Here is a 25,877-nt window from a genome sequence, read left to right on the forward strand (position 1 = left end):
TCAGACCACGACCGCCGTCAACACGATGCTGTCCTGGACGAGGAACCGGCCGTGCAGTGTTCGCGGCAGCGGCGGCCCGCCGTCGACGGTGCTGCGGTCGTCCACCAACAGCTCCGCGGTGAAAGTGCGAGTCTTCGGATCGACGGTGACGAGCGTGTCCTTGATTCGCAGTCCTTCCCGTTCGGTCAGCGGGAACCAGGCCTTGAAGACGCTTTCCTTGGCCGAAGCCAACAATCGGAGCCAATGAATGCCGTCCCGGGTACCCATCTCGGCGAGCCACGCCTGTTCCTCGTCGCGAAAGTGGGCTTCCACATCGTCCAGCGCCACATTGTTCTCGGCATCCACCCCCACTGAACGGAACCGGTCGGCCGAGGCCGCCACCGCCATCGCATAGCCGTTGGTATGAGTGATGCTGCCGACCACTCCATCCGGCCAGCGCGGCATCTTCCGCAGCTGGCGAGTCACGGCCGTGGAATCCTGCAGGATCGGAGTGTCCGGCAATCCCAACTTGTGCATTGCTCGCCTCGCGCAGGTTCGCCCATTGGCGAGTTCTTTTAGCCGCTTGCCGGTCTCGCGTCCCGTCAGCAACGTCTGCTGCTCTTCCGGCAGTAGCACCGCGGTCGGATCCTCGCCGACGATCTCCGCCGCCATCACCCCGGGGGGCAAACCGAGACCGTCGACGAGCATGCCCACGCCACCGGCTGGTTGCTCAGGTGTGTGCCTGCCAGTCGTATGTGGAGCCCCGGTCGGTCGGGCAGGGTGGTGCTCGGTGGAGCCGTCCCCGGCGGGGCCGGGCGGATCAATAAGTGGGCGGCTACCCAGGCTGCTGTCCACTCCCGGGAGCGCCGCAGCGGTGTTTCGGCAGGCCGCACAGTTATCCAGGTGCTCCTTGACCTCGGCCCCGACCTTTCGGCCCAGACCTCTGAGTACCCACATGCCGAGCTGCTCCGCTGTGGAGCGGCATGACTTCGGCAGGTAATGAGATAGATCGTGGAGCAATACCCGGCCGGCTACTACACCCGTGCGGCGTAGGTATGGACCGACGACCAAATCCAAGTACTGCTGCTCCCACCGTTTGCAGGCGATCTTGGTGAAGATGACATAGGTCAGATAGCGGTGGCGCAGGAACTCGGGCGACTGCGACGGGAAGTCGCGAGAGGCGGGATAGTGCACGCCCCACAGTGCATCCTGGCCGTACAGCCCATCGCGGCCGTTCAGCCCATCGTGGCCGTTCAGCCCATCGTGGCCGTTCAGCCCATCGTGGCCGTTCAAACTCAGCCACAATGCGTACTCTTGCGGAGTGAGGACAGGATCATGCTCCGCCCCCATGAGGGTGTAGCCCCTTCCATAACGTCCCGCCACCATCAGGTTGTGACCTTCTGCGCGCAGCAGTCGTCCCCCGTTGTAGGACAAGTTTCCCCGGCGAATCTCGTCGGTCTGAGGCAGCTCATCCATGGACACCGCCGCCAAGAACCGCCCGAAGGGCGTTCTCAGGTCCACATTGGCGGGAGATGCCTCGCCTACCGGCATGCTAACCGGCATGGTCCGGTACTTCCCGGCATCGATCTCCCCACGGCCCGGAATGACCCGGCGTTGCTTCAGCAGCAACGGTCCGGGCGTTGCATTGGGCGCCTTCAGCCATATCTCGGCTGCGAGCGTCAACCGTACGGCTACGCCGAGCGTCTTATAAACCGGGGCCCGTAGAGTCGCCCGCCTCCTCATCCAGTCTTTTCGCTCTTCGCTTTCGAGCCACGCAAGGCCGGATAACTCCCCCTCCCGTGCCCTCTCGAGGCTCCAGAAGTACCAGAAGCTTTTCCTGTACGGAAGCAGCTCTTCCATAAGCTCTTCGAGAGTCGGATCGGCGGGTATTACATGGGCATCGGGCACTATCAGGCTGCTGGTCGGGTCGGCGGGCACTATCAGGCCGGCCGGAACGATCCGAATGCTGCCGTTGCCGGCGGTTTCGCGCGCGGACAAGATCAGGCGGCTGCCGGTCGACGCGTCCGGCAATGGGGAACCCAGATGCTCTGGGCGTTCACGCTCACGGATCCCAGCTCGGCCAGGGGGCGCGGCTCCTCGTGCCGGACGGTGTGCAGGCCGTCCGCGTCGGGCGGGATGGGCAGTGCGCCTGTTGGCGGGACTCGTTGGTATGGGTTCGATCGACGGTTCTCGGACCGCTGCCTGCCCCTGGCCGGCGGGCATGTCCTTTGCGCCGCCCCAGCGAGGGACCCGGGGGTGAAGTTCGGCTTGGTTGCCCGGCCACGGTGGTGGCGGCTGGCCGGGGAGCCAGAGCGGATGTTGGGGCTTGGGCTTGTCGGGAAGGTGCGCGAGCCGGGGTCCGTGGGGCAAGGGCTGCGTCGACCCAGGTTCCCATCCGGTCATGTCGAGGGTGCGGCGCCATTCCAGAACCGGGCTCCACATCGGATCCCAGTCATCGACCGAGGTTGCGATCCGGCCGTGACCCGCGCATGCCGAGCGCTGCGGCGGACTGGTTGTGGTCGCCCGATAGATCGTGATCTTCTCGGATTCGCCCGCGTCGGAGATCTTCGACACGTCGGGGCCTCGAAGGGCTCCCACGGACAGCTCCGGAGTTTGACGCGGACGAACGACGGTTGCGGCTTCGGAACCGTCGTGCTGGTATCCGAACGGATCATGCGAGCGGCGGGGAGTCGCTGAAAGCGTGGCCAGTGCCGGGCCCGTCCATGCCTTGGCGTTGACCTCGACGATCGCCACCGGTACAAGCGGGCGTGCTTCTCCGGTGACATAGAAGTGCGGGGAGTAGGACCGCCGGAACTGGTCGGCCTCGAAGAACAGGACGTATCCCCGGTGCCCCGGGCTGGTCACCGTTTCGCGATCGGCTCGCCCCAGCAAGAATGTCTCCACGATCTTGGTGCGATCGGGTGAATAGTGCTGGCATCCACCGGAACTGTTGCCCGGCCACACGCACAAGCCGAAGAACAGCGCCCGGTTGATCTCGGTCGTGCCGAATGCCCGCACGTCCGCTTGTGATGTGCCGAGCCAGGTCGCGAACTGGAACGGAAGCTGCGGAACAAGCAGGGGGAACGGGCGATAGCTACCGTGCGCGACATAGCCGTCGGCGAGGAACTGCTCTACGACGCCTCGGTTGCCGTCTGGCCGTGATCCGGCACGGATCAGCGGTGGCAAGTGTCCGGTCTCGTGCGCGTCGGCGATATAGAGCCCGGGCCCATCCTGGGCCGGATTGCCGGGCTTCCGGTTCGGCCGTTCCCCGACTCCCCTTCCTTCTGGGTTCGGGCCTTTGACATGGAGTGGGCCGAGTGGTTGCACGGGCGGCTGTGGCACCGCATTCGGTTGGTTGTTCCATGCTTGGGGGTCGAGGGCGTCGATTCCGACCGCTGCGCGGTTATCGGGTATCCGGCCCTGTGGATTTGCCGGGTGTGCCGGTGCTCGATCGGTTACGGGGTCCGGTTCGGCGGGGTTGTCTCCGGTCGACGCGTCTGCTGTTGGTGCCGGTGCCGCAGTTGCGGGTGCGGTCGGGGCCTGGTCTGTGGTGTCGGCTGGTGACGTCTCGTGCCCTGGTCCGGGTGTGTGCCCAGTTGGATCGGTGCTGGATCCGAATCCAGGGTTCAATTTCAATGTGATGAATCGTGGCCGGTACTTCGACACATTGTTGAGGACGCCCTTGAAGTTCAGGCTGTTCACGTTGTAGCTGACGATCAGTGTGTCTCCGGACCGGAGATCGGGATGCTCGTGAGCGTTATAGGCGTATACGTTCGGGTCGCCGAATGAGCCAGTGGCGCCGGCTTCGGGCGCCCGGTAGACCAGAGTCGGCGAGGTGAACGGGCCGGTCGGCGAATCCGCCAGGTAGGCCCAGATCTCGGAGTTGAACACCGTTGTGGTGTCCTGGGTGATCAGTAGGTAGCGGCCGTGCCAGCGGGTCACACTGTACTCGTTGGCTACGCCGGGCATGATGCGGGCGGAATCGTTTTCGTTTGCCGACCAGCCAGTTCCGTCGAAGAACTCCCATGGTGCGCGAAGGTCGTCGCCGCGTACCCGGGCCACGTGCATGTACTTGTCGGTGCCCGATTCCTCAGTGCCGTAGACGTAGGTGTGGGTGCCGTCGTAGTCCAGCCACGCCGACCACGCGACCCCCGCGTTCGAGGGCATAGGAGTGGTGTCGATCAGGCTGAGGTCCTCGGCGTTGAATCTTGCCAGCAGGTTGTCAACCCAGGTGATGTTCATTCCGCGGCCTTTACGGAGGAACCGGATGAACATGATGTTCACGGTTTGGCCGGTCACATATCCGCCGCCGAGCCAATAGAATTCGCCGCGGTCGGCTTGGATCACCGGTCTCGGGACATCCGCTGTCCCGTTGTGCACCGTCGACAATTCACCGTGGTGGTCCACCACGAACGCGTTGTTCACCATCTTGAAAGGCCTGGGTCTCGACCCATCCGGATTCACCGCTCCGAGGAACACATCGGAGAACATCCACAAATGCCGGCCGTCCGGTAATAGCCGCGAGTACGTGCTGTCCGCGCCCGTCCACTCGCCACCGGTGTCGCCGTACGATGCGAACATGGTCGTAAGTTCCTCATGGGGAACCGCTTCGATGACCAGCTCCACCTCTTCGGGGGATACGATCTTCACGTTCTTCTCGTGAGCGACATACGCCATGCCGGTGGTGCGCTGGGGTACAGCTCCCTCGTTATCCCGCCGCTTTCTTCCGGGGGGTGAGGTGTCGGAGTCGGCAGGTCCCGGGCCATTCGGCGTGGCTGGGGCGGGACCATCGTCCTTGCGCGATTCGCTTGCCGTGTCTTCGATCCCCCGTGGGATTCTCACTCCGAACCAAATTGCACCCTTCATGACGAGCTCGCCGAGCTGGGGGTTGTCGCCGGTGGTCATCACGATCTCCCGAGGCGACGGGTAGTCGTGGACCGGTCCCTCGAGTCTGTTCAGGAGAGTGTCCAGCTGCTCCTCATCACCGGACGTGGCCTTGGTTCGGATCTTTCGGATGCTCCGTCTCACGTTGTCCACCGATATGGTCAGCAGCACCGGTTCGGGATCCCACGTAAAGTCCTTTACCCAAACGACGCTACCGTCCTCGCCACCGGCCTCGATGTAGATCCGTTCGACTCCGGAACGGAGATAATAGTCTTCTATCGCTGCGGCGAAGGCAGTCGAGAATCCTTTTCGGCGTGCATCTTTCTTGAGCTCGAGCGAAATGTTGTGGACGACTATCCGATTCTGATCGTCGCGATAGATCGTCCGTTCCAGCTCGCCCACCTGGACATGATTGTCGTCGAAGATCTTTCCTGACATCGCGATGACGACGCCCCCTGCCAGCCTGATGCCGGTAGACAGAATTGGTGCGCCGGTCGTCGTCGTGCCAAGGATTTGGTCGTCAGCGTAATCCGACGGGTCCGGAACTACATATGACGCGTCGATCTGTCGCACATGGTACGGGCCATATCGCCCTTCGATGCCGCTGAGCTTCCTCGTCAGAACGTCGTCGTCGCGATCCTCGGCGCGGACGTCCAATAGCTCTCCGAATGGTGGGACCGATGACAGTTCCGGGAACTCGGTGGCCGTCGATTCGGAACTGCCCGTGGCCACATCGGTTTCGCTGGCTGCGCTTTCGTGAGCTGCCGGTGTTTCCCTGTGTCCGCGCTGTCGCTGCGCCCCATGGCCGCCTCGATTCTCGGCCGGCCGGTGGTTCGCCGCGTCCAGCACTCGGCGTGCACTTGGCGAGGGTTCGACCGCTGTCTCTTCCCTGGGCGACGACTCGGGTTCGATTCGTTGTCCATCGGGCTCGGTCTGGGAGGCTGCTGGTGGAGCGTCGTGCGGTTCAGGCTGTTGCGGTGCCGCACGTCCGTCTCGATTCGCGGCTGGCGGGTGGTCCGGTCCCCATTCTCGGCCGTCGTCGGGGTTGTGGTGGAAGGCCAGTGCGGGATCGAGTCTGGGGAACCCGCGCCTATGTCCGAACGGTTGACGATGCTGCCGGAGTGGGGGGAGGTCGAGTGCGGCGCGTTCGTCGACGGCGTCGTGGAAAGACACTGTTGGGCCTGACTTCGGCCCACTGCCGCCCGGGCTCGCCTTCGTTCCGGTCGGGTTGCTCTCCTGAGCCGACCGCGTCGTCTCACTGGCGGTGGGCTCGGTGACGGCATCTGGCCCAGTGGGTTCCTGCGCAGGCGGCCCGGCATCAGGCGATGTGCCATCGTTCGGTGCTGGTCTGCCGTTCTCGCCGAAGAACATTGCGTCCACGCCCGGCAGATCTGGCGATTCCGCTGACGGAACGTGGTTGGCCCGCAACACGCCTTCGCCCGGATCTCGAAGCTCCACCCGGTCGGTCCCGCTATCGGCGACACGGCGCACCAGCAAGTAGGGGCCGTCGTCCTCGACTACCAGCGCCGATATTCCGTCACCCTGCCGGTCGCCATGGCTGTCCAGCGACTGTCCCCACTCCCTGAGCCGGGCGATGACCTCGTCGACACCGTTGAAATGTCGCAGCCGCCCGCCGGTCGCGGCTTCCACAACGCCTGCTGTCGTGTCTTCAGGGCGGAGACGAGCAGGCACCACAATGTCGTCGCGGCTGGTGACGTCCCGGAAGTCCTCCAAGAGCAGCAGAACATGCCGGCCGTCCTGGGCCACTGCGGCCTCTCTCTTCGCCCACTGTGCCAAGGTCTGCGCCGGTGAGGACCCATCACGGGTCACTGTCAGCCAGTGCAAGATCCGCGCTGGATGGGTCAGCGCCAAGAACGATTCCACCGCACCGGCTCTCGCCCCTTCCGCAAATCCCTCGCTGGGATGGAATATCTTTGCCTCGGGGTTCGGATTCTTGAATGCGTAGCCGGGGAGTTCGGCCAGCCATTCGTCGAATCCGAGATTCGCCGGTATCAAACCCTCGTCGAGATAGAGCTGGTGGGCAACCCGCATGATCTCCAGCGCCTGAGTCTGCAGTTTCCAGTTGTCATAGGCCGCTATCACGTGGATGAACTCGTGATGAGTAGCCTGGCTGACCCAGTCCTCCCACGACTCCGCGAGATAATGATCCGATTGATACTGCGCCCAGTCCTGCGCTAATTCCGGATCGGTGAACATGCCCTTGTTGAGCCTGACCGACGTGAAATGGTCTCTGGCATCGGGGGTCGTGGACCCGAAAGACTCGGTTACACCCCACTCCTCGTCGATGTCGTCGAACCCGTAGTCCCGCAGGGCGAACCGGCCTCCGTGTTCAGCGATCAGGGCGCGCAGCTTACGGTCTGCGGACTCGACGGCGGCTAGAGGGACAGCCGGATCTTTCCACCCCAGCATGCGTATTTGGTGATCGTCCTCCAGTCTGCGGACAACATCAGCCTTGGCCTCGAGGTCTCCCATCGGCCGGGTATCGGTGACCGCACCGTTGCCCTCGGCCGCCCGCGGTTCGTCGAATCGTGCGCGGACCTCACCCCATTGCTCGACAGTCCAGCTGGTGGCCGAACCGAGCGGCGCCAGCACCTCTGCGCCGATCTGGTCCCGGCTGTACAGCGGCACATACCATTCGAACTCGACGGCGACCTCGCGTGGTGGACGGTATTGATTCACCTCGAATGAGATATGCAGCGATCGGGAACCCGCAATCGTGGGCATCCGCAGTGTGAGCGTTGCCCTCATGTCGTGCAGGGCCTTACTCTGTTCGGAGCCCGGAACGTTCGCACTTTGCAGCGCGTCGCTATAGCTCGTCATATACCGCACTGCGTTGAGCCCGGCCGCGCGTACCAGCTCGGAGGCCGCCTCGATGTGAGCCGGATCTTGCCAGCCCTGCTCGCGCATCATGTCACCGACGGCCGTTGCCACCGCCTCCACGTCCTCCTCCTCCCGCAGGCCATCGGATGCGAAGAACGGGAGGAAATCGAGGGTCAGTTCCGGACCCAGAAGTCCCGCATTCGTCGGCAGATCCCGTACCGCGGCCACGGCAGCCTCATCCGGCCAGGGATTGGACAGCAGGTCCGAGTAGCGCACTCCGTTGTTCGGGCGATTCGAGTTCGAGGCCACGGGATAGTCCGGCACCGAACCGATATCAGCTGTGGTGGCAGCGTCTTCGGTTGGCTGCTGGGCCTGTGGTTCGGGTTCCCGGTCGGGCCGTCCTCCGACTCCCCATCCTTCTGGGTTCGGGCCTTTGACATGGAGTGGGCCGAATGGTTGCTCGGGTGGCTGTGGCACCACATTCGGCTGGTCGTTCCATGCTTTGGGGCCGAGGGCATCGATTCCGAACGCTGCGCGATTTTCGGTTATCCATCCCCGTGGATTTGCCCCTGGTGCTCGGTCGGCACCGGGTGCCACGACCTTGCCGGTGCTGTTCGGCACGTTGTCTGTTGGCGCCAGTTCCGCCGTTGCGGCTCCGGCCAAGTCCGCGGTGCCATCCGGTAAGGTTCCATGCCCAGCATCGCCCGGATGCGGATGCCCCGGCACCCCGCGTACACCTTCGGTGGGAGCCTCCCGTGTCCCGGGATGATCGTCGTTACCGATGATTCGTTCTCGCTTGGCGACCGCCACGATCTGCTCTGGGTCACCGTGGACGCCGAGTTTGACCCGGATGCGGTCGAAGCTGTGATTCACCTTACTCAGCGCGATACCGGCGGACTCTGCGATCTGTCTGCGAGATAGGCCTTGCGCGGTGAGCTCGAGCACTTTGACGTCGGTATCGGACAGACCATGACCTCTGGGCGGTATCGGCGCAAGAAGCGGGGTCGGCGTCTCCGCGTCAATCGTCACCGGCTGACTCGCGGACGTGGTCGGCCATCGGTCTCGACTCGTCACCTTCGTGCCCAACCCGCGGGTGCTGACCAAGTATCCCTCAGCGCTCAACCGCCGATAGGCCTTCTCCACCGGTCTTCTCGACGTGTACAACAAGGCGCCGAGTTGCTCGGCCGTAGGCAGCATCCGACCTGGGGACAGCTGGTCTGACAGGAGCGCATGACGCAACGCAGACGAGACCATGAGGACTATGTCGCCCCCGGACGCCTTCAGCAACTCCTCTTTCGATGCCTCCGCGGTGAAGATTTCCAGCAACTCTTCGGGAGTCACCGGTGAACCGACGTCCGATGGCGGTGTGCTGGGCCATTCGTCGCGGCTCGCAATCGTCGTTCCGAACCCACGCTGGATCACCACGTAGCCCTCATGGGCGAGCTGCTGATACGCGATATCCACCGGGGCTCTGGACGACAGGCCCAAATGCTCGGCGAAGGCATCGTCGGCGGGCAGCATGCGGCCTTCGGCCAGTCGACCCGACAGAATCGTTGCGCGCAACCGCTGAGTCAGCGCCTCAGACCAACTGATCCGGCTGACATCCTGCGCGAACGTAGTCCTCGACCCGGTTGCGTCGAGGGCCTCTAGCAGCTCTGCCGGGGTCACCGGGAGGATCTTTGCGAAAGCGTGCACGGCGCGGCGCCGCAATGACTTGGCAGCGTCGGCCGTACGGTTGGCGCTGATCGCGGCCGTCGCGTCGGCAACCGGCAGACCCTGCAGGAAACGGAGCTCTAGGTACTGCTCATAGTCGGGGTTGCCGAGTTGTTTGATGGTGCGCCGCAGCCGTTTCAGCTGGCGCTCGTCCGCATGGGCGGCTGCGTCCACAGCTGCCTTGGCAGCTGCTTTGACCGCCGCCAATGCCGCACCGTCCGGTTGCGGTTCTGCCGAGCCCTCGATTAGGCCCTCGGGCGTCGCGGAGGCGGACTCCGCGGCTGGTTGCGTGTGTGCTGCATCCGCATCGGGATCATCGGGGGACGCCTCGGCTTCGAGTGGATTCGGGATGACGACAGCAGTGAGAATCGTTCCGTCCACGGTGAATCGGCCGGACACCTCGGTCAGCGGCCGTCCGGATTCGGTAACGGCCGGTGTCAGCAGACGGGCGTGATGGGCCGGTTCGTCGGCGTTGGAACGTATTGGGGCCGGCTCTTTTTCACCGTGGCCAGGAGAAGTCGCGGCATCAGAATTGCGGACCTCGAACCATACGGCCTGGCGCCAGCCCGGCTGTGAACGTTCGAACAGGTCCACACCGGACCGCGCAAGTCCCGAATCGCCCTCTGCCGTAACCGGACCGGGCAGGGCGGCGACGTGATCGCGCGTCGTGTCGAGCAGGGTGACGCGCAGCATGTCGGCGGTGGTCTCCGCGGTAACCTGCACCTTTCCTTTGCGCTGTACCAGCGCGTCGGTCACCATCGCAGTCAGTGCGGAACAGGCGGCCATCGCCTGCTGGCGTGACAAGTTGGGAAACTCCGCGGACAGCCAAGCCGTGGCGTCATCGGCTGCCGCGGCTGCCGCCTCGGAGTCGTACTGGGTTTCCTCGACGCGCACGACAAGTTCGGTTCGATGTGTCCGCGCGTCGGTGGTCTGCGCATGTCGGGTGGTCGACGCCGGGGTGTCCGCCAGCGGCCGTGTGCTGCTGCTGTCGGCCCATGCGGCGCCGGACTCGGACAGCCAGGTGGTGATCTTTTCGTGCAGTGCGCCGAACGCCGCGCCGGCCACGGCCGGATTCGATCCCAGACGGGCCATGGTGTATCGGGCGGTGTCACCGCGCTCGTTCAGTGTGATGGTGGCCGAGGCCGAATCGTTGCCCATCGGATTGATATCGAAGGTGAGCGACATGCCGTCGGTTGTCGACTCGAGGCCGGTGAGATCCGCCCAGAAGACTACGTCATCGCCTTGCCCTTGCTGGACGACGCCGTAGCCGGCGATCAGTCGGTGAGCGTCTCGCCCGCGGCTGCGCAGCAGCTGATCGAGCGGCATCTCCGACGTCCGGCCGCGCCACAGCGCACCCTGGCGCTCGTTGCCCAGCTCGTCGAATGCGCATCTGCTGAGATCGGCCTTGTTCTGCAACAAAGCGGCCAGAATATTGGCGGGGATCATCGGGTCCTCGTTCCACTCCCCGAATTCCCAGAAGAACGCCTCGATCTCCGTGGGCCGACCGCTCACCTTCCATGTCCCGAAGCCGATCACGTCGTCGAGTGAGCCGCCGTCCTCGACGAACGCCGCAAGCAGCTCATCGTGCCAGCAGTTCGCGGTGACGAACGTTTCCGTCGACAGCAGCAGGAATGGCTGACCCTGTTCGTTCTCGGTGTGGTAGGGCTCATCGTCCGGTCCGAGGAACGACCCGTTCGAGTCCACTGTCGGCCGAACCAGTTCGACCTCGGATGCGCTGACAAGCGGGATGGTCGGCGGGGTAACCGTTTTGTATCCCGTATCACCCGGCCTTCTACCGTCGTCCGGGGCTCGGTGTGGCTCATCGTCTTCGGGGGGTAGTGCGCCGGCATCGGCTGGTCGTAGGGCCCGGGCGCGTGTCATGTCAGGGTCGGTGGGAGCGAAGTCTTCCAGCTGTTGCTGTCGGGATTCCAGGGTGCTGCCGTCATCCTGGCGGGTCAATCGCAGGACGTGGGTGGTCTGTGCCGTGAACGGCGGGTTCTCGGGGGCGAACACCGCTTTCGGTTGCGCTGCTTGCCGGTCGTGGATCCAGATGTGTGTGCCGTCGTTGTGCAGCAGGAACAGGTGTCCGATTGCTTCGCCGACTGGGCGGGCGTTGACCAGCATTCCCGCGCCGGGCCCCAAATCGGTCATGAGCTGCGCTATTTCACTGAATCCGCCATCGATCCGCTGGTGATGCGTCCCGGCCAGCCAGGACACCGCTGCTGGTGGTACGGGTCCGTTCTCCGCTACTGGTTGCTGCACGTCGAATCCGAGGTCCCGGGCATCCGCGAAGGCTCCAACCACACACGGGTGGTCTACGGCGCCGACCGAGGGCTGAGGGACGCCTGCGGCGGCCCCAGCGGCTGTGGTCGCCTGTGCGGTCATATGCTTCATCAGCAGCGAATAAAGCACTCGCTGCCCGTCGGTGGGCTTCGGTCGCTCTCCGTCGACGGGATCCCCCGATTTGAGTACCACTGCGATGACTGACTCTGCCAGAGCTGCTCTCTCGTCCAAGTGCAGATCTCGGAAGGGCGACGAGTGATCATCGCGGTAGCGAGCGTGGCGACTGTGTGTCTTGAACTGCGCCCTCAGCCATTCTCCGAAGTATTTTTCGTAGCCATAGCGCCCTTCGGCTCTTCCTTGGTGCCATCGGGTGAGCAACGCGGGAAATACATCATCCAAAATCGCGCTACCGGCGTCGGCTACCATGATCAATGCGAAGCGGTAACCGGCCTCGTCGAACGATTCACGAGGCTTGAACCTGAATCCATTGACATAGTCGGTGGGATACTTCTCCATGAGATACGTTTGGTTAAGGATTATCTCATTCGCACCGTCGATGGAGTTCTCGTCCGGCGTTGCCATTACCGAAATGTCCATCTGGCGAAAACCTGCCGCGTGGATTTCGACACCGGGGAAAAAGTCACCCATGGCGCGGAGCCCATCGAAGAAGCCCCGGACCTTGTACACCTCGCTACCCTGAATATCGGCCCCTATCACCGGGATGCCGCGTTCGGCGGTGAACGCCGCGGCAAGATCTGGCACATTGTCGTAATCGCGGCCCCTGCGCATCCAGCCGTACCGGTCGAACTCCGGCACGGCAGTATCGGGGAGATCCAGCGACTCCGGGTCGCTGCGCAGTTGCGCGAACAGCAGCCGATACAACGTCCGCGCCGCGTCCGAGGCGTTGTCCCATCCGTTGACCACCACGTCGGCTGTCGCCGCCCGAGCGGCCCGCTGCATATCGAAGCGTTTCGACAAAGCACGTCGTCCGAGGTGAATCGGGCTGCGGGGCTTGATGACAGACTCGCCGAGCTGGCCGCGCACCCACTCCTCGAACGCGGTCTCGTCATCGACTCCCCGCTCAGACCGAGACCTTATGTAGTGGTCGAAGAGATACTGGAATCCACGCTCCCGCACCACGGCGACACCAGTGCCGTACTGGAATCCGCGATGCCGCTGCACGCCGACACCAACGTCGACGAGAACACCACCGATCGCGCCGACAACCGACGCATAGAGTTTCTGGCCGCCAGGTTCGGACGGTGTTCCGATCAGCCGCGGGTCGACGGTTATCGACTCGATGAAAACCTGCCCATGATCGTTGCGATGCGCCGCGACATCGACGCCATTGCCACCAGAGACTTTGCCGACCGTGACGACGGCACCATTCTGTACGACGAACCGTGGATATTCGGTAACCATGTGGTTCAGTCCGCGAGCCACATTCCGGGACGCCTCCGGCCTGTCGTCGAAGCCGACCAGCTCCGCCTGCCACGTGCGCGACAACCACGCCGCGACTTCGACAGCCGTACCGCTGCGCAATACGTCCTCGTCGAGCCAGTCACCGGAATCGTCCAGTGCACGTGCCACACTGTCGGCCCGAGCATCGGAATCCGGATTTGCCACGGTGCGGTCGACGTTGTACTCGAACCACACCGTCTTGCCCCGGTCATGCAGTTCGACACCCCATCCATCGGCGGTGTCGTCCACCATGGTGATGCCTCGGCTCACCGTCCGTGCCGGGTCCAGCGCCGGCAGACGTTGGCTGTTGTCGGTGACCTCGACCCGCACCATGCCCCGATCGATCATCGTCGCGCTCACCCACGCATCCGAATCGGTATGCCGGAACACGTTGTCGACCAACGCCGAGAACGCAAGCTCCGGGAAAAGGGTCTCACCTCGTCCCGCGCCTGTGAGCTGGGCGATGGCATGGCGAACCTCGGCGACCAACTGTCGCTGATCCCGCCTGATCCGCACGCCGGTCGCCAGATCCAACGGCACGTCTCCACCGAAGGCATCGCCCTGGGTGAGGGCCCACCAGTCCTGCCGATAACTGGTCCAGAAGTCAATGGTGCGGAGGATGAAGCTGACTTCCCTGCCCGGCGGCGTCCGGCGCAACGTGAAGCCCCAGGCATCTACCACCCTCGACTCGATCAATCGCTCCAACTCCGGGACCCAGGGATCGTGCGGCGCCGGCACATCCGGCGTCGGCAACACACGGCCTTCGGCGGTGACGCGGAAGGGAGAGCCGGTGCGATCCTCGGCCATCGCTACTCGCGCACTATGGCTGTGCTGAAACGCATCGTCCAACAACGCGGAGATCAACCGAACAGCGAGAGGACCGTGTTCCGTCCTCTGCCAGACCTCTGGAAGGTGACTCCCGATGTCCCATTGGCCCAGCTCCCACTCCTCGCGGCCGATGGTTGTCTCATTCGATGCGGCCCTGTCTCCCGGCGTGGGACGACCCGGCACCTGCTTGCCCACGTCGAGTTGCGCGAACCCATCGATTCGGGATGCACGGTCATGGAACTCGGCATTCGCGTCCTGATAGCGCGAAACCGCCGCCTGCAACGCCCGATACTGCCGTTCGTGCCGCTTCACGGTCTTCGCGTCGTAGTGCGTGCGTTGCGGGTCGTAGTCTTCCAGGGTGTCTTCGTAGTCAGCGGAGCGAAGCGCTGCCAGAGTCTCCGAATACGGCGATGTCTCCACTTGATGGTCAGGATCGGCGAGATTCACAATGCCCAGATTCGGTCGCGGCTCCGAATTCCGCGCCGCCTCAACCTTCTCCACGACGGTGCGCAAATTCGACGCCGCGGCAACCCGGTTCGTCGATGCCTCGACCAGATGCATCAATCGCGTGTGCTGCTCGGTCCACTCCGATGCGAGCGGTGCATCGAGCAGCTGTCCAGCCGCGGCCACGGCGCGACGCGCGTCGTGATAGCGCAGCACCGCGTCCCGCAACACCATGGTCCGCTCAGCGACGACGTATTCAGGGGAGGGAGTGTCGCGCCAGGATTCGACGTAACGCTCCAGCCCGGCCTGGTGTTCGTCCATGGACCGCAACGCAGGCCACAGTTCTGCCGGGACCCAGAGCAGATCGAACTGCTCGGTCAGAGCCCGCCCCGCCGCCTCTTGTTCCGCGACCAAGACCTCGTGGTGCGACCGGACCTGCTCGGCGACGACGGCGTCGTGGCGGGATGCCTCGTCGGAGGCCGATTGCTTCTTCGACCACCGCGGCTTGTACCACGCCCGAGCGTCATCCGGCTTCGCCGATACCGGCGGCGGCTCGAGTCCACCGTCGTCCGGGGCTCGGTGTGGCTCATCGTCTTCGGGGGGAAGTGCGCCTGCATCGGCTGGTCGTAGGGCCCGGGCGCGTGTCATGTCCGGGTCGGTGGGTGTGAAGTCTTCTAGCTGTTGCTGTCGCGCTTTCAGGGTGCTGCCGTCGTCCTGGCGGGTCAATTGCAGGACGTGGGTGGTTTGTGCTGTGAATGGCGGGTTTTCGGGGTCGAATACCGCTTTGGGTTGTTCTGCTTGCTGGTCGTGGATCCAGATGTGTGTGCCGTCGTTGTGCAGTAGGAACAGGTGTCCGATCGCTTCGCCGACTGGGCGGGCGTTGACCAGCATTCCCGCGCCGGGTCCCAAATCGGTCATGAGCTGCGCTATTTCACTGAATCCGCCATCGATCCGCTGGTGATGCGTCCCGGCCAGCCAGGACACCGCTGCTGCTGGTACGGGTCCGTCCACGTCCACCGGTTGTTGCACGTCGTATCCGAGGCTCCGGGCATCCGCGAAGGCTCCCACCACACACGGGTGGTCTACGGCGCCGACCGAGGGCTGAGGGACGCCTGCGGCGGCCCCGGCGGCTGTGGTCGCCTGTGCGGTCACATGCTTCATCGACAGCGAATCGAGCACCCGATGCCCGTCGGTCGGCTCACCTTCTCCCACGACGCTGTCGGTATCAGTCGCCGCCCGCTCGCCGAGCACATCGTTGGCGGCGGCGAGAACAGTGGTGACGTCTCGGCGCTGCGGCGCTGGCGCCGGCCCGTGATCGACGACTGGCGACCGGGGTTCCTCGCCGAGGACTTCGGCGATCGTGTCCAGCACGTCGACCGGGCGGGCGGTGCCCGGCCCGTCCCCACTCGAGCCGGATCTACCGCCGTTACCCGCGCCTCCACCGGCGGTGTCCGGCTGCAGCTCCAGCGCCGCCCAGGTGACCGTGCCCGGACCCCACGGCATCGCCCCCACTCTGCTGGCACCCTGTGGGGCGAGCAGGTTCTGCACCTGCCATCCGTCGCCATCCGGTGCGGCACCCACCGGATCTCGATCGGCCACTGCCACCCGGAATTCCAAGCCCCGCAAGCCCATTGTGACTGCGCCGGTGAGCAATGCTTCGCCGCCCGGACGCAACACCAGGTTGTCCACCAGCTCGTTGGCCACCGACCTCGCAACCTGCCGGGTCTGGTCCCCGGCGAGCTCGTCGGGGACCTCCGCGAACACCCGCTCGATCAGCTCGGTGGTCTGTGCCAGCGCTTCCACCCCATCCACACCCGCCGTGAACAGGTACTCCGCGCGCGAGTACATGTCGGTCGTGCTGAACGACATATCGCTGGCGAGGACGGTGGCCTCGTTCCCGGCCGACCAATGTAGATCGACCAACCACCGATTGCGGTAGAACCGCATAGCCGCATCGGAATCCGGGTCCGATGCCGCCGTGCGCTGGAAGAGTTCGACCAGTGGGAAGGCATAACTTCCGTGCGGGACCTGCACCGTGACGGCCAGGACCTTCTCGCCCCGTGCGCCGGATACGTTCACGTCCACCTGCAAAGCCCGGTGACCGTCGATCCCGGCCGGGAGTTCGGACGCCAGCCGCGAGACCACCACCTCGGCAGCGGCGAGCTGATCGGCATCCGTCCAGCCATGCCGCACCATCTCGCCATCAGCGATCCGCCAGAGATCGGCCGCGATCGCGTCCGGGTGGTCGTCCGCGGTGATACTCAGCTGGGTCGTGGGCGCTTCTCCGGCTGGTCGATAGACCGCCCCCCATCGGGCTCCGGTGGCTTCGTGCTCGAACTCCAGGGTCAACAACCCCGACCGCGATGTCCGCGCTGTGAGCACAGTGTTCCGGTACCCGTTGCTCACCACATGTTTTGCCAGGACCTCTGCCAGGTTCCTCGCGGCCAGCGCGTCGTGTGGCGCGGCATTGCTGCCCAGCAGGTCGCCGACCAGCCGACGGGCGTCCATCACCGATTGCCGGTGCGGATTCAGCGACAGGACTTCGGAATTCACCACTGGGTCGTCGACCGCCGCCCCGGTCGTGTCACGGGCAGCCACGCTCACGATGTCGTCGGCGCGCTGGAACTCGCACACCACACGTCGGGATTCGGGCCACAATTCGGCCCGCCAGGCGGTTGCGCCGAGGTCCAGGGCCCGGACCATCTCCGGTGGCAAATCGTGGTTGCCGCGGTGAACGACGGTCACCTGCAGACCGTCGTTCGGCATCGCACTGACGGTGACTTCGGCGTCCCGCACGGTGGAACCTGCGACAGCGTCGGACACCAGCACGCCCACTGTGCCGGCCGCCGCGGTCCGCGCCGCTGCCGGCCACTCGGGCACAACCGTCTCGATCGCGGCCGTCGTTTGCGCGGCGGCATCGGGATCTCCCGCGGCGAGGATCAGAGCTGTCTTCTGTTCGCGCTGCGGGGTTTCGGCCGCGGAGTCGATCAGTCCGCCGAGAGTTTCGTCGACCGTGTTCTCCGGCTGGGTGTCGACCTGCCGCGCCAGGACAGTCAACTCCACGTGCCCGGGTGCAGCCTGGGCCGCCAAACGCAGGACACCGGTCGAAACTTCGAGCGAGGCGGCGGCCAGTCGATCTGCGCTCCGCACCGCCGCCGAGCGCAGTGCATCGTCCAGCCTGTCGGGTATCGGTTCGGCGATCAGGCGCCCGTCCTGCTCGGGTACTTGGGCGTCGCGATCGCCGAGGGCGGCAACCAAGTCCGCCGAGCTAGGGGTCCCGTCGCCGAACACGGCCCATGCGGTGTAGCCCCCCGGGTCGTACTCGATGCCATGGTGGTCGGCGTAGTCCGCGATCAAGCCCAGCCACGCGGCGTGCGCACCACGCACCCGCAAGTCGAGGCAAAGCGCCTCGCCGCCGTTCACCGCCAGTCGAGTCGCCACCAGCACCCCGTCGGCCTCCGGGTGGTTCACGACCGGGACCGCCAGCTCGTCGACGAGCAGCGTCAACCGGTCGATCTGCTCGTACGACCAATCTGGTCGATCGCCGATCAGGCGATGGAGCAGTTCGACCGCCTGTGTTCGGACCTGGTCGCGGTCCGCGTTCCACCCGATCTCCAGACTTCGCAACTCCGCTTTCCCCACCGCGGCCGCCTGCTCTTCCTCGGCCCGTTGCACCGGCTCGTGGACGGTGTCCCGATCCGATGGCTGCAACGTCTCGCCGTTGAGCACGCGGAATTCCATCAGCCGGCCGCCGGCTTCCCCCGAAACCTCGATCTGGAACCAGCCTGCCCGGCGCGGATAGTCGTTCCGGACCAAACGCTCGGCGGTGCGCTGCGAACTGAGGCGGCTGTCCTCGGGCCAGCCGGCGGTCAACTGCTCGACCGCCTTACGAACCCTCATGACATCCGTGTCCAAGGCTTGCTCCGGATCGATCGCCAGTGTGACCTGTAGTGACCTGCCCGCCTCGTGCCCGGGGCCGTCCGGATGCTCGGTCAGCATCATCCAGGTGTTCTGCTGTTCGCGGTTTCGTCCCTGCCCGATCCGCAGCACGTCGGTACCGCTCTCGGTCTGGGACATCCTGACGAAGCACCAACCCTCCTGGCCTGCGTCGAGGTCGGGGGTCAGCTGTTCCAACAGCCACGCGACCCGCCCGGCCTCCTCGATATCGGCCCAGCCTGACAGCATGGCGTCGACCTGCACGGGCAGTTCCCCGTCGACGCGCCGCACATCCAGGCTCCGCTCCACCCGGACTTCCGCCTCCGACTGCCGCTCGGTCAGAGGGACATAGCCAGCCACGCGCCGACCACGGCTATCCGACATCGCGACTTCGAGTTCCGCACCATACGGTCCATCGACCAGCCGGGCCGACAGCCGCGCGCTCTCGACCACACCGTCCGCGGGTATGGCATCGACCATCCGACGCGCCAGTAGGTGTCCCACCTCGACCGCTTCGGTGGACCGGCCGGACAGCACCTGGCCGACCAGTTCCTCCAGTCGCCGTTGTACGCCGTCCAGATCGTCGCCGGAGCGGTACTCGACCACCGCCTGGCCCGGCGACGGAACACCTTCCGCCTCGACGCCGATTGGCTCGGCGGGCTCGCTGTCGGGCCGCGGGTCGGGTCGCCCGCCCGGAGTCGGGCCGACGTCGGAGCTCTGGCCGGTTTGCTCGTCTGACGACTGCAGTGTGCTCGGGGTCGTGGTGTTCTCCGGCGGTACACCCGACTGTTCGCCAGCGGCCGGGGAGCCGATCGAAGCAGGCTCTCCGGGGTGGGCCGAGGACGCGGCATCATGATCGGCCTGGCCCGGGCCGTGAGGCGTTGTGCCCTTCTGTATGGCCGCCTGCTTGTTGTCGGCACCGGCACGAGCCGCCTCAGACCCCGTCGATGGGTTGCCTTGTGCCGGCATGGTGGAGGCCGATCGTCGGTTCCACGGTGTCGTGCTGCGGGGCTGGTTGGTGGCTGAGACGTCGGGTGGCCGAGCGGCCGCGGCCTCTGCGGGTGGCAGATCGGACCGAGGGGGCGGTTCGGCTGACCGAACTCCTTCCGAGCCCTCCTGGGGCACGGTCGGTTTCGACGGTATCGATGGATCGGAATCGCTCGGATCGTCGGCATGCCCGGTCAGACCGCGGCCGTCCTCGTGTCGCAGCGTGATCGCGGTGACTACGACGCCATTCCGGATGCGGAAGCGGCCGGAGAATGTCGCTGCCGTCGGGTCGACCACCGCAGGGTTGTCGACGGGTAGTTGCGCCTCGAACGTGCCGGTAGTGGCGTCCGTGGCATCGAGATGGAGGGTGATCTCCACCTGGTTGTGTCTCAGTTGGTTCCCGGTCAGCCGGGAGTGCAGGTCTAGGACGTTGTCTTTGGCGGACACGTGCACCTGATCCCAGTGCACCGCGGGATGCGCGTACATGAGGTCCCGCATGCGGTAACGCTCTTCCGACTGTGTCGTACGGAGCAACAGGTTGGACCGGAGCGGGACGTGATTCTTGGCGTCGAGACCGATAGCGCGAACCGTTCGCGCCTCGGCGACCACCACACCCGTGAATTCGTTCGCCTGCGCGGTGGCCACGATCAGCTCGCCTGGCAGCAGCGGTTCGCCGTCCGGACCGGTTGGAATCGGCTGCCCCGCAAAACCGGCATCTTGTAGCGCTTGCTCTGTGCAGCGCCGAAGGTTCAGCGTGGAGCTGTGCTCGTTGCCGAAGATTTCGGTGGTGTGCACGCCGGGTGGCAGCACGTGCCGGAGGAGGGCCGCGTGCGTCACGGCTTCTTCTGTGCGATTGCCCTGTGCTGCAGTGGGTGTCTGCGGTTCCAGCGGCGCGGGCGTGGCCACTCGGGTCGTGATTCCTTCGGGCAGCTGCCCGGGCGGAGGCGCACCGACGGTGCTCGCGCCGCTGGATGCGTTGTCGGCCTCATGAGCCACATGGTGCGTGGCGCCCGGATCAGGTTGCGGTGTTCGGGCGTTGTCGTTCAGCGGGTTCCGCAGCCTGTTGCGCGCTGCTCGCGCCGCATCTGCCTGCGGAGAATCGGTCGGTGATCCCGTGGGCAGGGACGGATCGGTATTTCCGACGATCTCGGCGGTAGACACCGATGCGGGCAGTATGCGCGTGATCACATTGCCGGTATTGGGCCATCGGTCTCGACCCGCTACCCAGGTGCCTGCCTTTGTGCGGCTGGACAAGTAGCCTTCGGAGGCCAACCGTTGGTATGCCGTGGCCACGGGTTTTTCCGACGAAATCCCGAGCCGTGCCGCGAGGTCGATCGCCGGGGGTAGCAACCGCCCTTCGGGCAACCGTTCCGAAAGGATCGCATGGCGCAACTCGGATACCAGCGTGTCCCGCCAGCCGGTGCGGGCAGCTTCCTCCTCTAGTTTCTCCCTCGACGACATCGCGGCGAGCGTCTCAAGCAGCTCGTCGGGAGTCATCCGCTTTGCATCCGGATTGTCTTCTGCGTCAAGTATTTTGGCCAATGCCTGAACGCCACGGTGGTGCAGGTGCTTTGTCGCGTTCTCGCTGCGGAAACCACCGGTTTCGTCGGCAATCTCGGCGAAGGTCAGATTCCCGAAGTATCGAAGTCGGAGGACCAGCTGCTGGTCGGGGCTGCGGATCTGCTGGATGGCGGCTCGCAATGCTTCGAGCTGCGCGTTGTCGCCCTCGGCGGCCGCCTCGAACGCTGCTGTGAAGGCGGCTTTGACCTTCGGCAATGCGTTCTTGTCCAGGACTGGCCGACCCCGGTCTCCTGCCGCTGGCGGGCTGGTTGCTGCCTCATCGGTTGGCGTGTTCGCGGGCTGGCGGTTCGTTCCCCTTTCTCGGCCGCTGTCGGAAGCGTGATCCGTTGCCTGAGTATTGCCGGATCGCATCGCTTCGTCCGGCAGCCGCGGGTTCTGGTCGGCGACCGGCGCCGTTGGTGTGCTGCCGGATTCGGACGGCGTTGCCCGTTGCCAGGGCGTCCGCCTCGGCCCGCGGTTGTCAGGCTCCATCGGTGCGTGCGACTGACCTGGGTGCTCGGCAGCGGATGTCGACTCGGTCTGCTGAGCGGAGGGCCGGTGGTTGCTCCATGGCGTCAGCGCCGCTTTGGTTTCCGCGGTAGTCAGGTCGCGATCGGGGGTATACGGCACCTGCGGCATCGCCGCTGACGGTGGCGGATCGGCTTGCTCGTTCGGTTGGCCGGGTGAGCCCGAGACCTCATGGCGTGGGTGTGGTTGGGCTTCGTCGTCCCCGACCGGTTGGGAGGTTGTCCCATCCCTCGATAGATCGTTATCGGACGTCGGCGGTGTGGGTTCGTGGTGCTCCGGTGTTTCGGGGTCCTGTTGGTCGGCGGGGGGTCCTAGCAGCTTGTGTGGGTGTCGGATGTGCCGATATCTCGGGAGTGGTTCGTCGACGGGGGTGAGGACGCCGTTCTCAAGGGTCAAGTCCGCGGCGAAGAGTCTCTTTACCTTGTCGAACTTGGGCTCCCATTTGTTTCCACCTCTTTCGTCGCCATAGTAGTTTCGTACGCGGGGGATGTAGTCGTCGTTCTTGCTCTTGTTGTGGGGGGCGTCGATGAGGGTGTCGAAGACCAGGACCTCGCCTTCGACATTGACGAAGGTGTAGAGGTGCCCGGTTTTGCCGTCGTCGACGGCAAAGGAGATCTTGTCGATGCCATTTATCTTGTCGCGCACGGTTTTGGCGTAGGCGGTGAAGCGGGGGTCGCCGTCGTACGCGATCGGTCGGAATTGGGCGCCTATGTTGGCTTCTACGGGGACCCAGTTCTTGCGGGAATCCCATTGGGGGTCGGTGTCATCGGGCTCGGGGGAGCCGTCGTGGACCAGTGTCAGGGCCCGGTGTACGCGGGCGTGCTGGATGGCGCAGTTCTTGATGACCGCGGGGTCGACGCGGGGTGTATCCGGCTGCTCGTGCGCGTTCGAGCCGTCACCGGCCGAGCCCGGGACATGCGATGGTGTGGCCTGGGCCGGGCGCAACCGCAATGCGATGAAGCCGTGGTCCAGCCCGACCCTTCCGAGTAGGTCACGGCCTCGTCTTGCGAGGGCGAGGGCGCCATAGCCGGCGGCGGTGGTCATGGCGATGCCCGCTGCCGCCGCGGCAAGGGCATCGTTACCTTGCGCGTTCGCCACCGCGCCGCCCACAAGTAGACCGATAGCGGGGGTGATCCCGACAGCAAGGCCTCTCACACTCCCCAGTCGCCCCAGGACTGCCTCGGGAACATTCTCTTGCTCGTATGTGACAACCCGGTTGTTCATTGCCCACATGACCAGCGTGTCCAGGAAGGTCGCGGCCGCTAGTACAGCAGGGTTGGCGGTCGCTGCTTGGAGCGCGAAGAGCCCGGCCACATTGGCGAGTACCGCCGGATACAAGGTGGCAGGGTCGATCTTGTCGATCGCCTTCGGAAGGAAGCCACTCATCATCCCACCGACCGCAGGTGCGGCGACCACAGCGCCGATGGCCAACTCCGGCAGGTCGGAATCGTGCAGCACAGTAGCGGTGCGGAACCCGAGCATGGCCCAGGCGGCGTTGTTGATCGCGGTGATCACGGTGTAATCACGGAGAAACTTCTGCTGCCACAGTGCCCGCGCGCCTTCACCGATGTCACGGAATATGTTGCGCTGCTCCAGGACGTCGGCCTGGGGCGGAAATGGCAATTTCCACATGTTCGCAAGGTTCGACATGTAGGAGAGGGTGTTCAGGCCGAAGGGCGCTGATGGCGCGATACCGGCCAGGCCGGCACCCAGTGCTGGACCGCCTGCACCGGCCGCCGATCCGAAGATACTTCTCAGTCGGTTTCCTGCCGGCCTCTGCTCAGCGGTGAGAAAGTTCTTGACCACAGTTTGAAATGTGCGGAAATAGTACGTTGCCGCGGTGGCTTCGACCAGCATTGCCCCAGTTAGTGCGAGTCCGAGATTGGGCACGTCGAACAGGACCAAGCCGGTAGCAGTGGCCGCGGCAGCGGCGCCGACCGATTGCGAGACGACCATGATTTTTTTCCGGTCGGCACGGTCGGCAAGAGAGCCCGCGTGCAGTTCGAAAAATTTTGGGGCCCACACTGCGGCTGCCGCGATGCTGGCGGCCGTCACTGATTCCTTGTCCAACAGTACGTACGGGACGGCCGACGCAGCCATGAGCGAGCCGAACTGGTTGCCGACCTCGCCCCCCGGAACCCAAAGCCTACCCAGCAACAAATTCACGAAAGGTTTGTTTACGACGATCAGTTCACGTTTTGAAATCTGCTTTTCGGTGGCCGGATCGGTAGGTTGTTGCGCGGTGGGTTGGTTCTCCGAACCCGTGGTGTTCTCGCTGTTGCCTGCGGGTGCGGGGTTGCGCTGCGGTTCGGGTACCGCGGCTTCGCCAGGCTCCTCGGCGGGTTCGTCCTTTCCGTTGTTTCCGGGGGTGAGGCCGCCACCGTCGATGTGGGCTTTCCCGAGCTCTTCTACGCGTCTGTTTTCGCGTAGTACACCGGGGTTGAGGGTCCTACGGAGGTCGCCGAAGATGTCGTCGTCATCCAAGCCGGAGAGCCGGCCGGTTACGGGGTTCTTGTAATTGAACACAGCACGGTCGAGCCCGTCGGGTCCGGTCCCGGCGGTGAATCGCCGATAAGGCTGGCGGGCTGGGCGTTGCGGCGCGAGCGGATTGTCCTGGAAAGACACGTCCGGTCCCGCAGGCCGCCCGCCGCCTCCAGGGCGCTTCGACTGTTCAGGGGGGCGCGCGTGGGCAGGGGTCTGCGAGGTCACGCTGCTCATCAGAACGGCAGTGACGTTGTCGTGTTCACCGTTATCGATGGCGTGCCGCACGAACGATCTCGATGCGTCGAGCAAGTTGCCCGATGAGTCCGCCAGTTTCTGTCGGAGCGCGTCGGCGATTTTCTGTTCGGGAGTGTCCGCGCTCGACTCGTCTTCGTGGTAGATGTTCACGGCTCCGTCCGAGAACAGTGCCACGAATCCGCTGTCGGTAAGGTTGTGAACGTTGGGCTGGAGCTCACCCAATTCGATGTTCTTGCCGAGATAGCTGTTCAGACCGGAAGCGAGCCAGGAGTGCCTCAGCTCGTGGACGGTCATGTTGAGGCGCGCGGCCATTTCGACGATAGCCGGGTCATCGTCGGTCAATTTGATCGCGGGGCCGCCGTCGCGGGGAATCCAATAAGCGGGTGAATCGCCGCGTGACAGCGTGATGAGCTGTGTCGGAGTAGCGACGGTCAGCACCAGTGTGGTGGCCGGCGGATCTTCGGAAGCAGGGTATTTCGTCGATATCAGATCCTCAACGGCACGGTGAGCGGCCTCGAATGCTCTTCTCGCGGTTCCTTCAGGGTCCGGCCTATCGCCGCGCGCGACACCGGCCGCCTCCCCACGGAGAACAGCCGCGGCTGCTTTGGTGGCCGCCTCCGATGCCTCTTCACTGTGGTCTTGGCTGGACACACCGTCGGCTACCGCTGCCAAAGTCCACTGCTCGCCACCGAAATCGGCCGTCGTGAGTGCGAAGGAATCCTCGTTCACGTTGTGCCGATGGCCGGTTTGCCCGCCCCGGTCGGTCACACCGGCGGCCGAGATCAGATCGACCTCGTAATGATCCCGCCATCTGGGTGAGCCGGCCGGCAGCCACGGATGGTCCGGGTCCACACCGGCCTCGAAAAGGCGGGCGATGGCGCCGTCGTGGAATGCGTCGAAATCGCCATCGGCTTCCAGCGTCGATCGCAATGCGTCGAATATGGGCCAGGACCGAATCTGGCCGAAGCTATGTCTGATGGAGGGTTCGGCACCGATGCTCACTCCCATCCCTACTTGATGCGAGAGAGCAGGCACAGACCACGACAACGCGCCTGGGTGCTGTGCCGCATACTGCACTAGCCGCTCGGCAACACGAAGGGCATCCGCGTACTCGTGTACGTAGATGACGATCCCGTCGCTCCTCGCCTCGCGCGGTCCGGCCACCTTTGCGCCGTAGACGCCGGGATAGTCATCGGATTGATCGAGGACCTCGTGCACGATCTCCCGCATCAGCGCAGGTGCCGCGTCTGGGTGCGGATTGCAATAGACGCGAAATTCACCGTTCTGCTCGGCGGTGGCGCGCTTGAAAGCGATGAAATCGATGACTGAGGGAAGTTGGATTACCGTGGAAATATTTCCGGGATGAAAATCCCTGCTGCCGGCTACGTGAGATTGTGCGGTTGCCTTTTGTTGCCCCGGACTTCGCTGTTCCACGATGCCCGCCACTTCTCTGACGTAGGACCGCGGATCGGTAGCCGGATTCGTATCGGGTGCGATCTGGAGTAGGTAGACATCGTCTTCGGTCCGGATGGAATGCCGGTTCTCCCAGACTTTCCGGAGAAGAAGCTCGAGGCTTTCTCGGGACACGTCGGGCGGCATGATTCCGTTCGCTAAATGGGAAAGCGCACGCAATGCGAGGATCCCATCGTATGGCGTGTCGTCGGGCAACGCCTCCCTGAGTTCCGTCAGGGTCC

1 protein-coding gene (running past one end of the window) is annotated in these 25,877 nt (G+C 64.7%); it reads right to left on the reverse strand.

Going from position 1 to position 25,877, the window contains the following annotated elements; genetic code table 11:
• Positions 1-25,877: the 3' portion of a GntR family transcriptional regulator gene (locus tag OHA40_RS15840; RefSeq protein WP_330233795.1), read on the reverse strand. The gene runs 15,298 nt beyond the window's last position; only the last 25,877 of its 41,175 coding nucleotides appear in the window; its start codon lies beyond the right edge, outside the window; the stop codon is at positions 1-3.

Source organism: Nocardia sp. NBC_00508 (genome assembly GCF_036346875.1).
Classification (GTDB): domain Bacteria; phylum Actinomycetota; class Actinomycetes; order Mycobacteriales; family Mycobacteriaceae; genus Nocardia.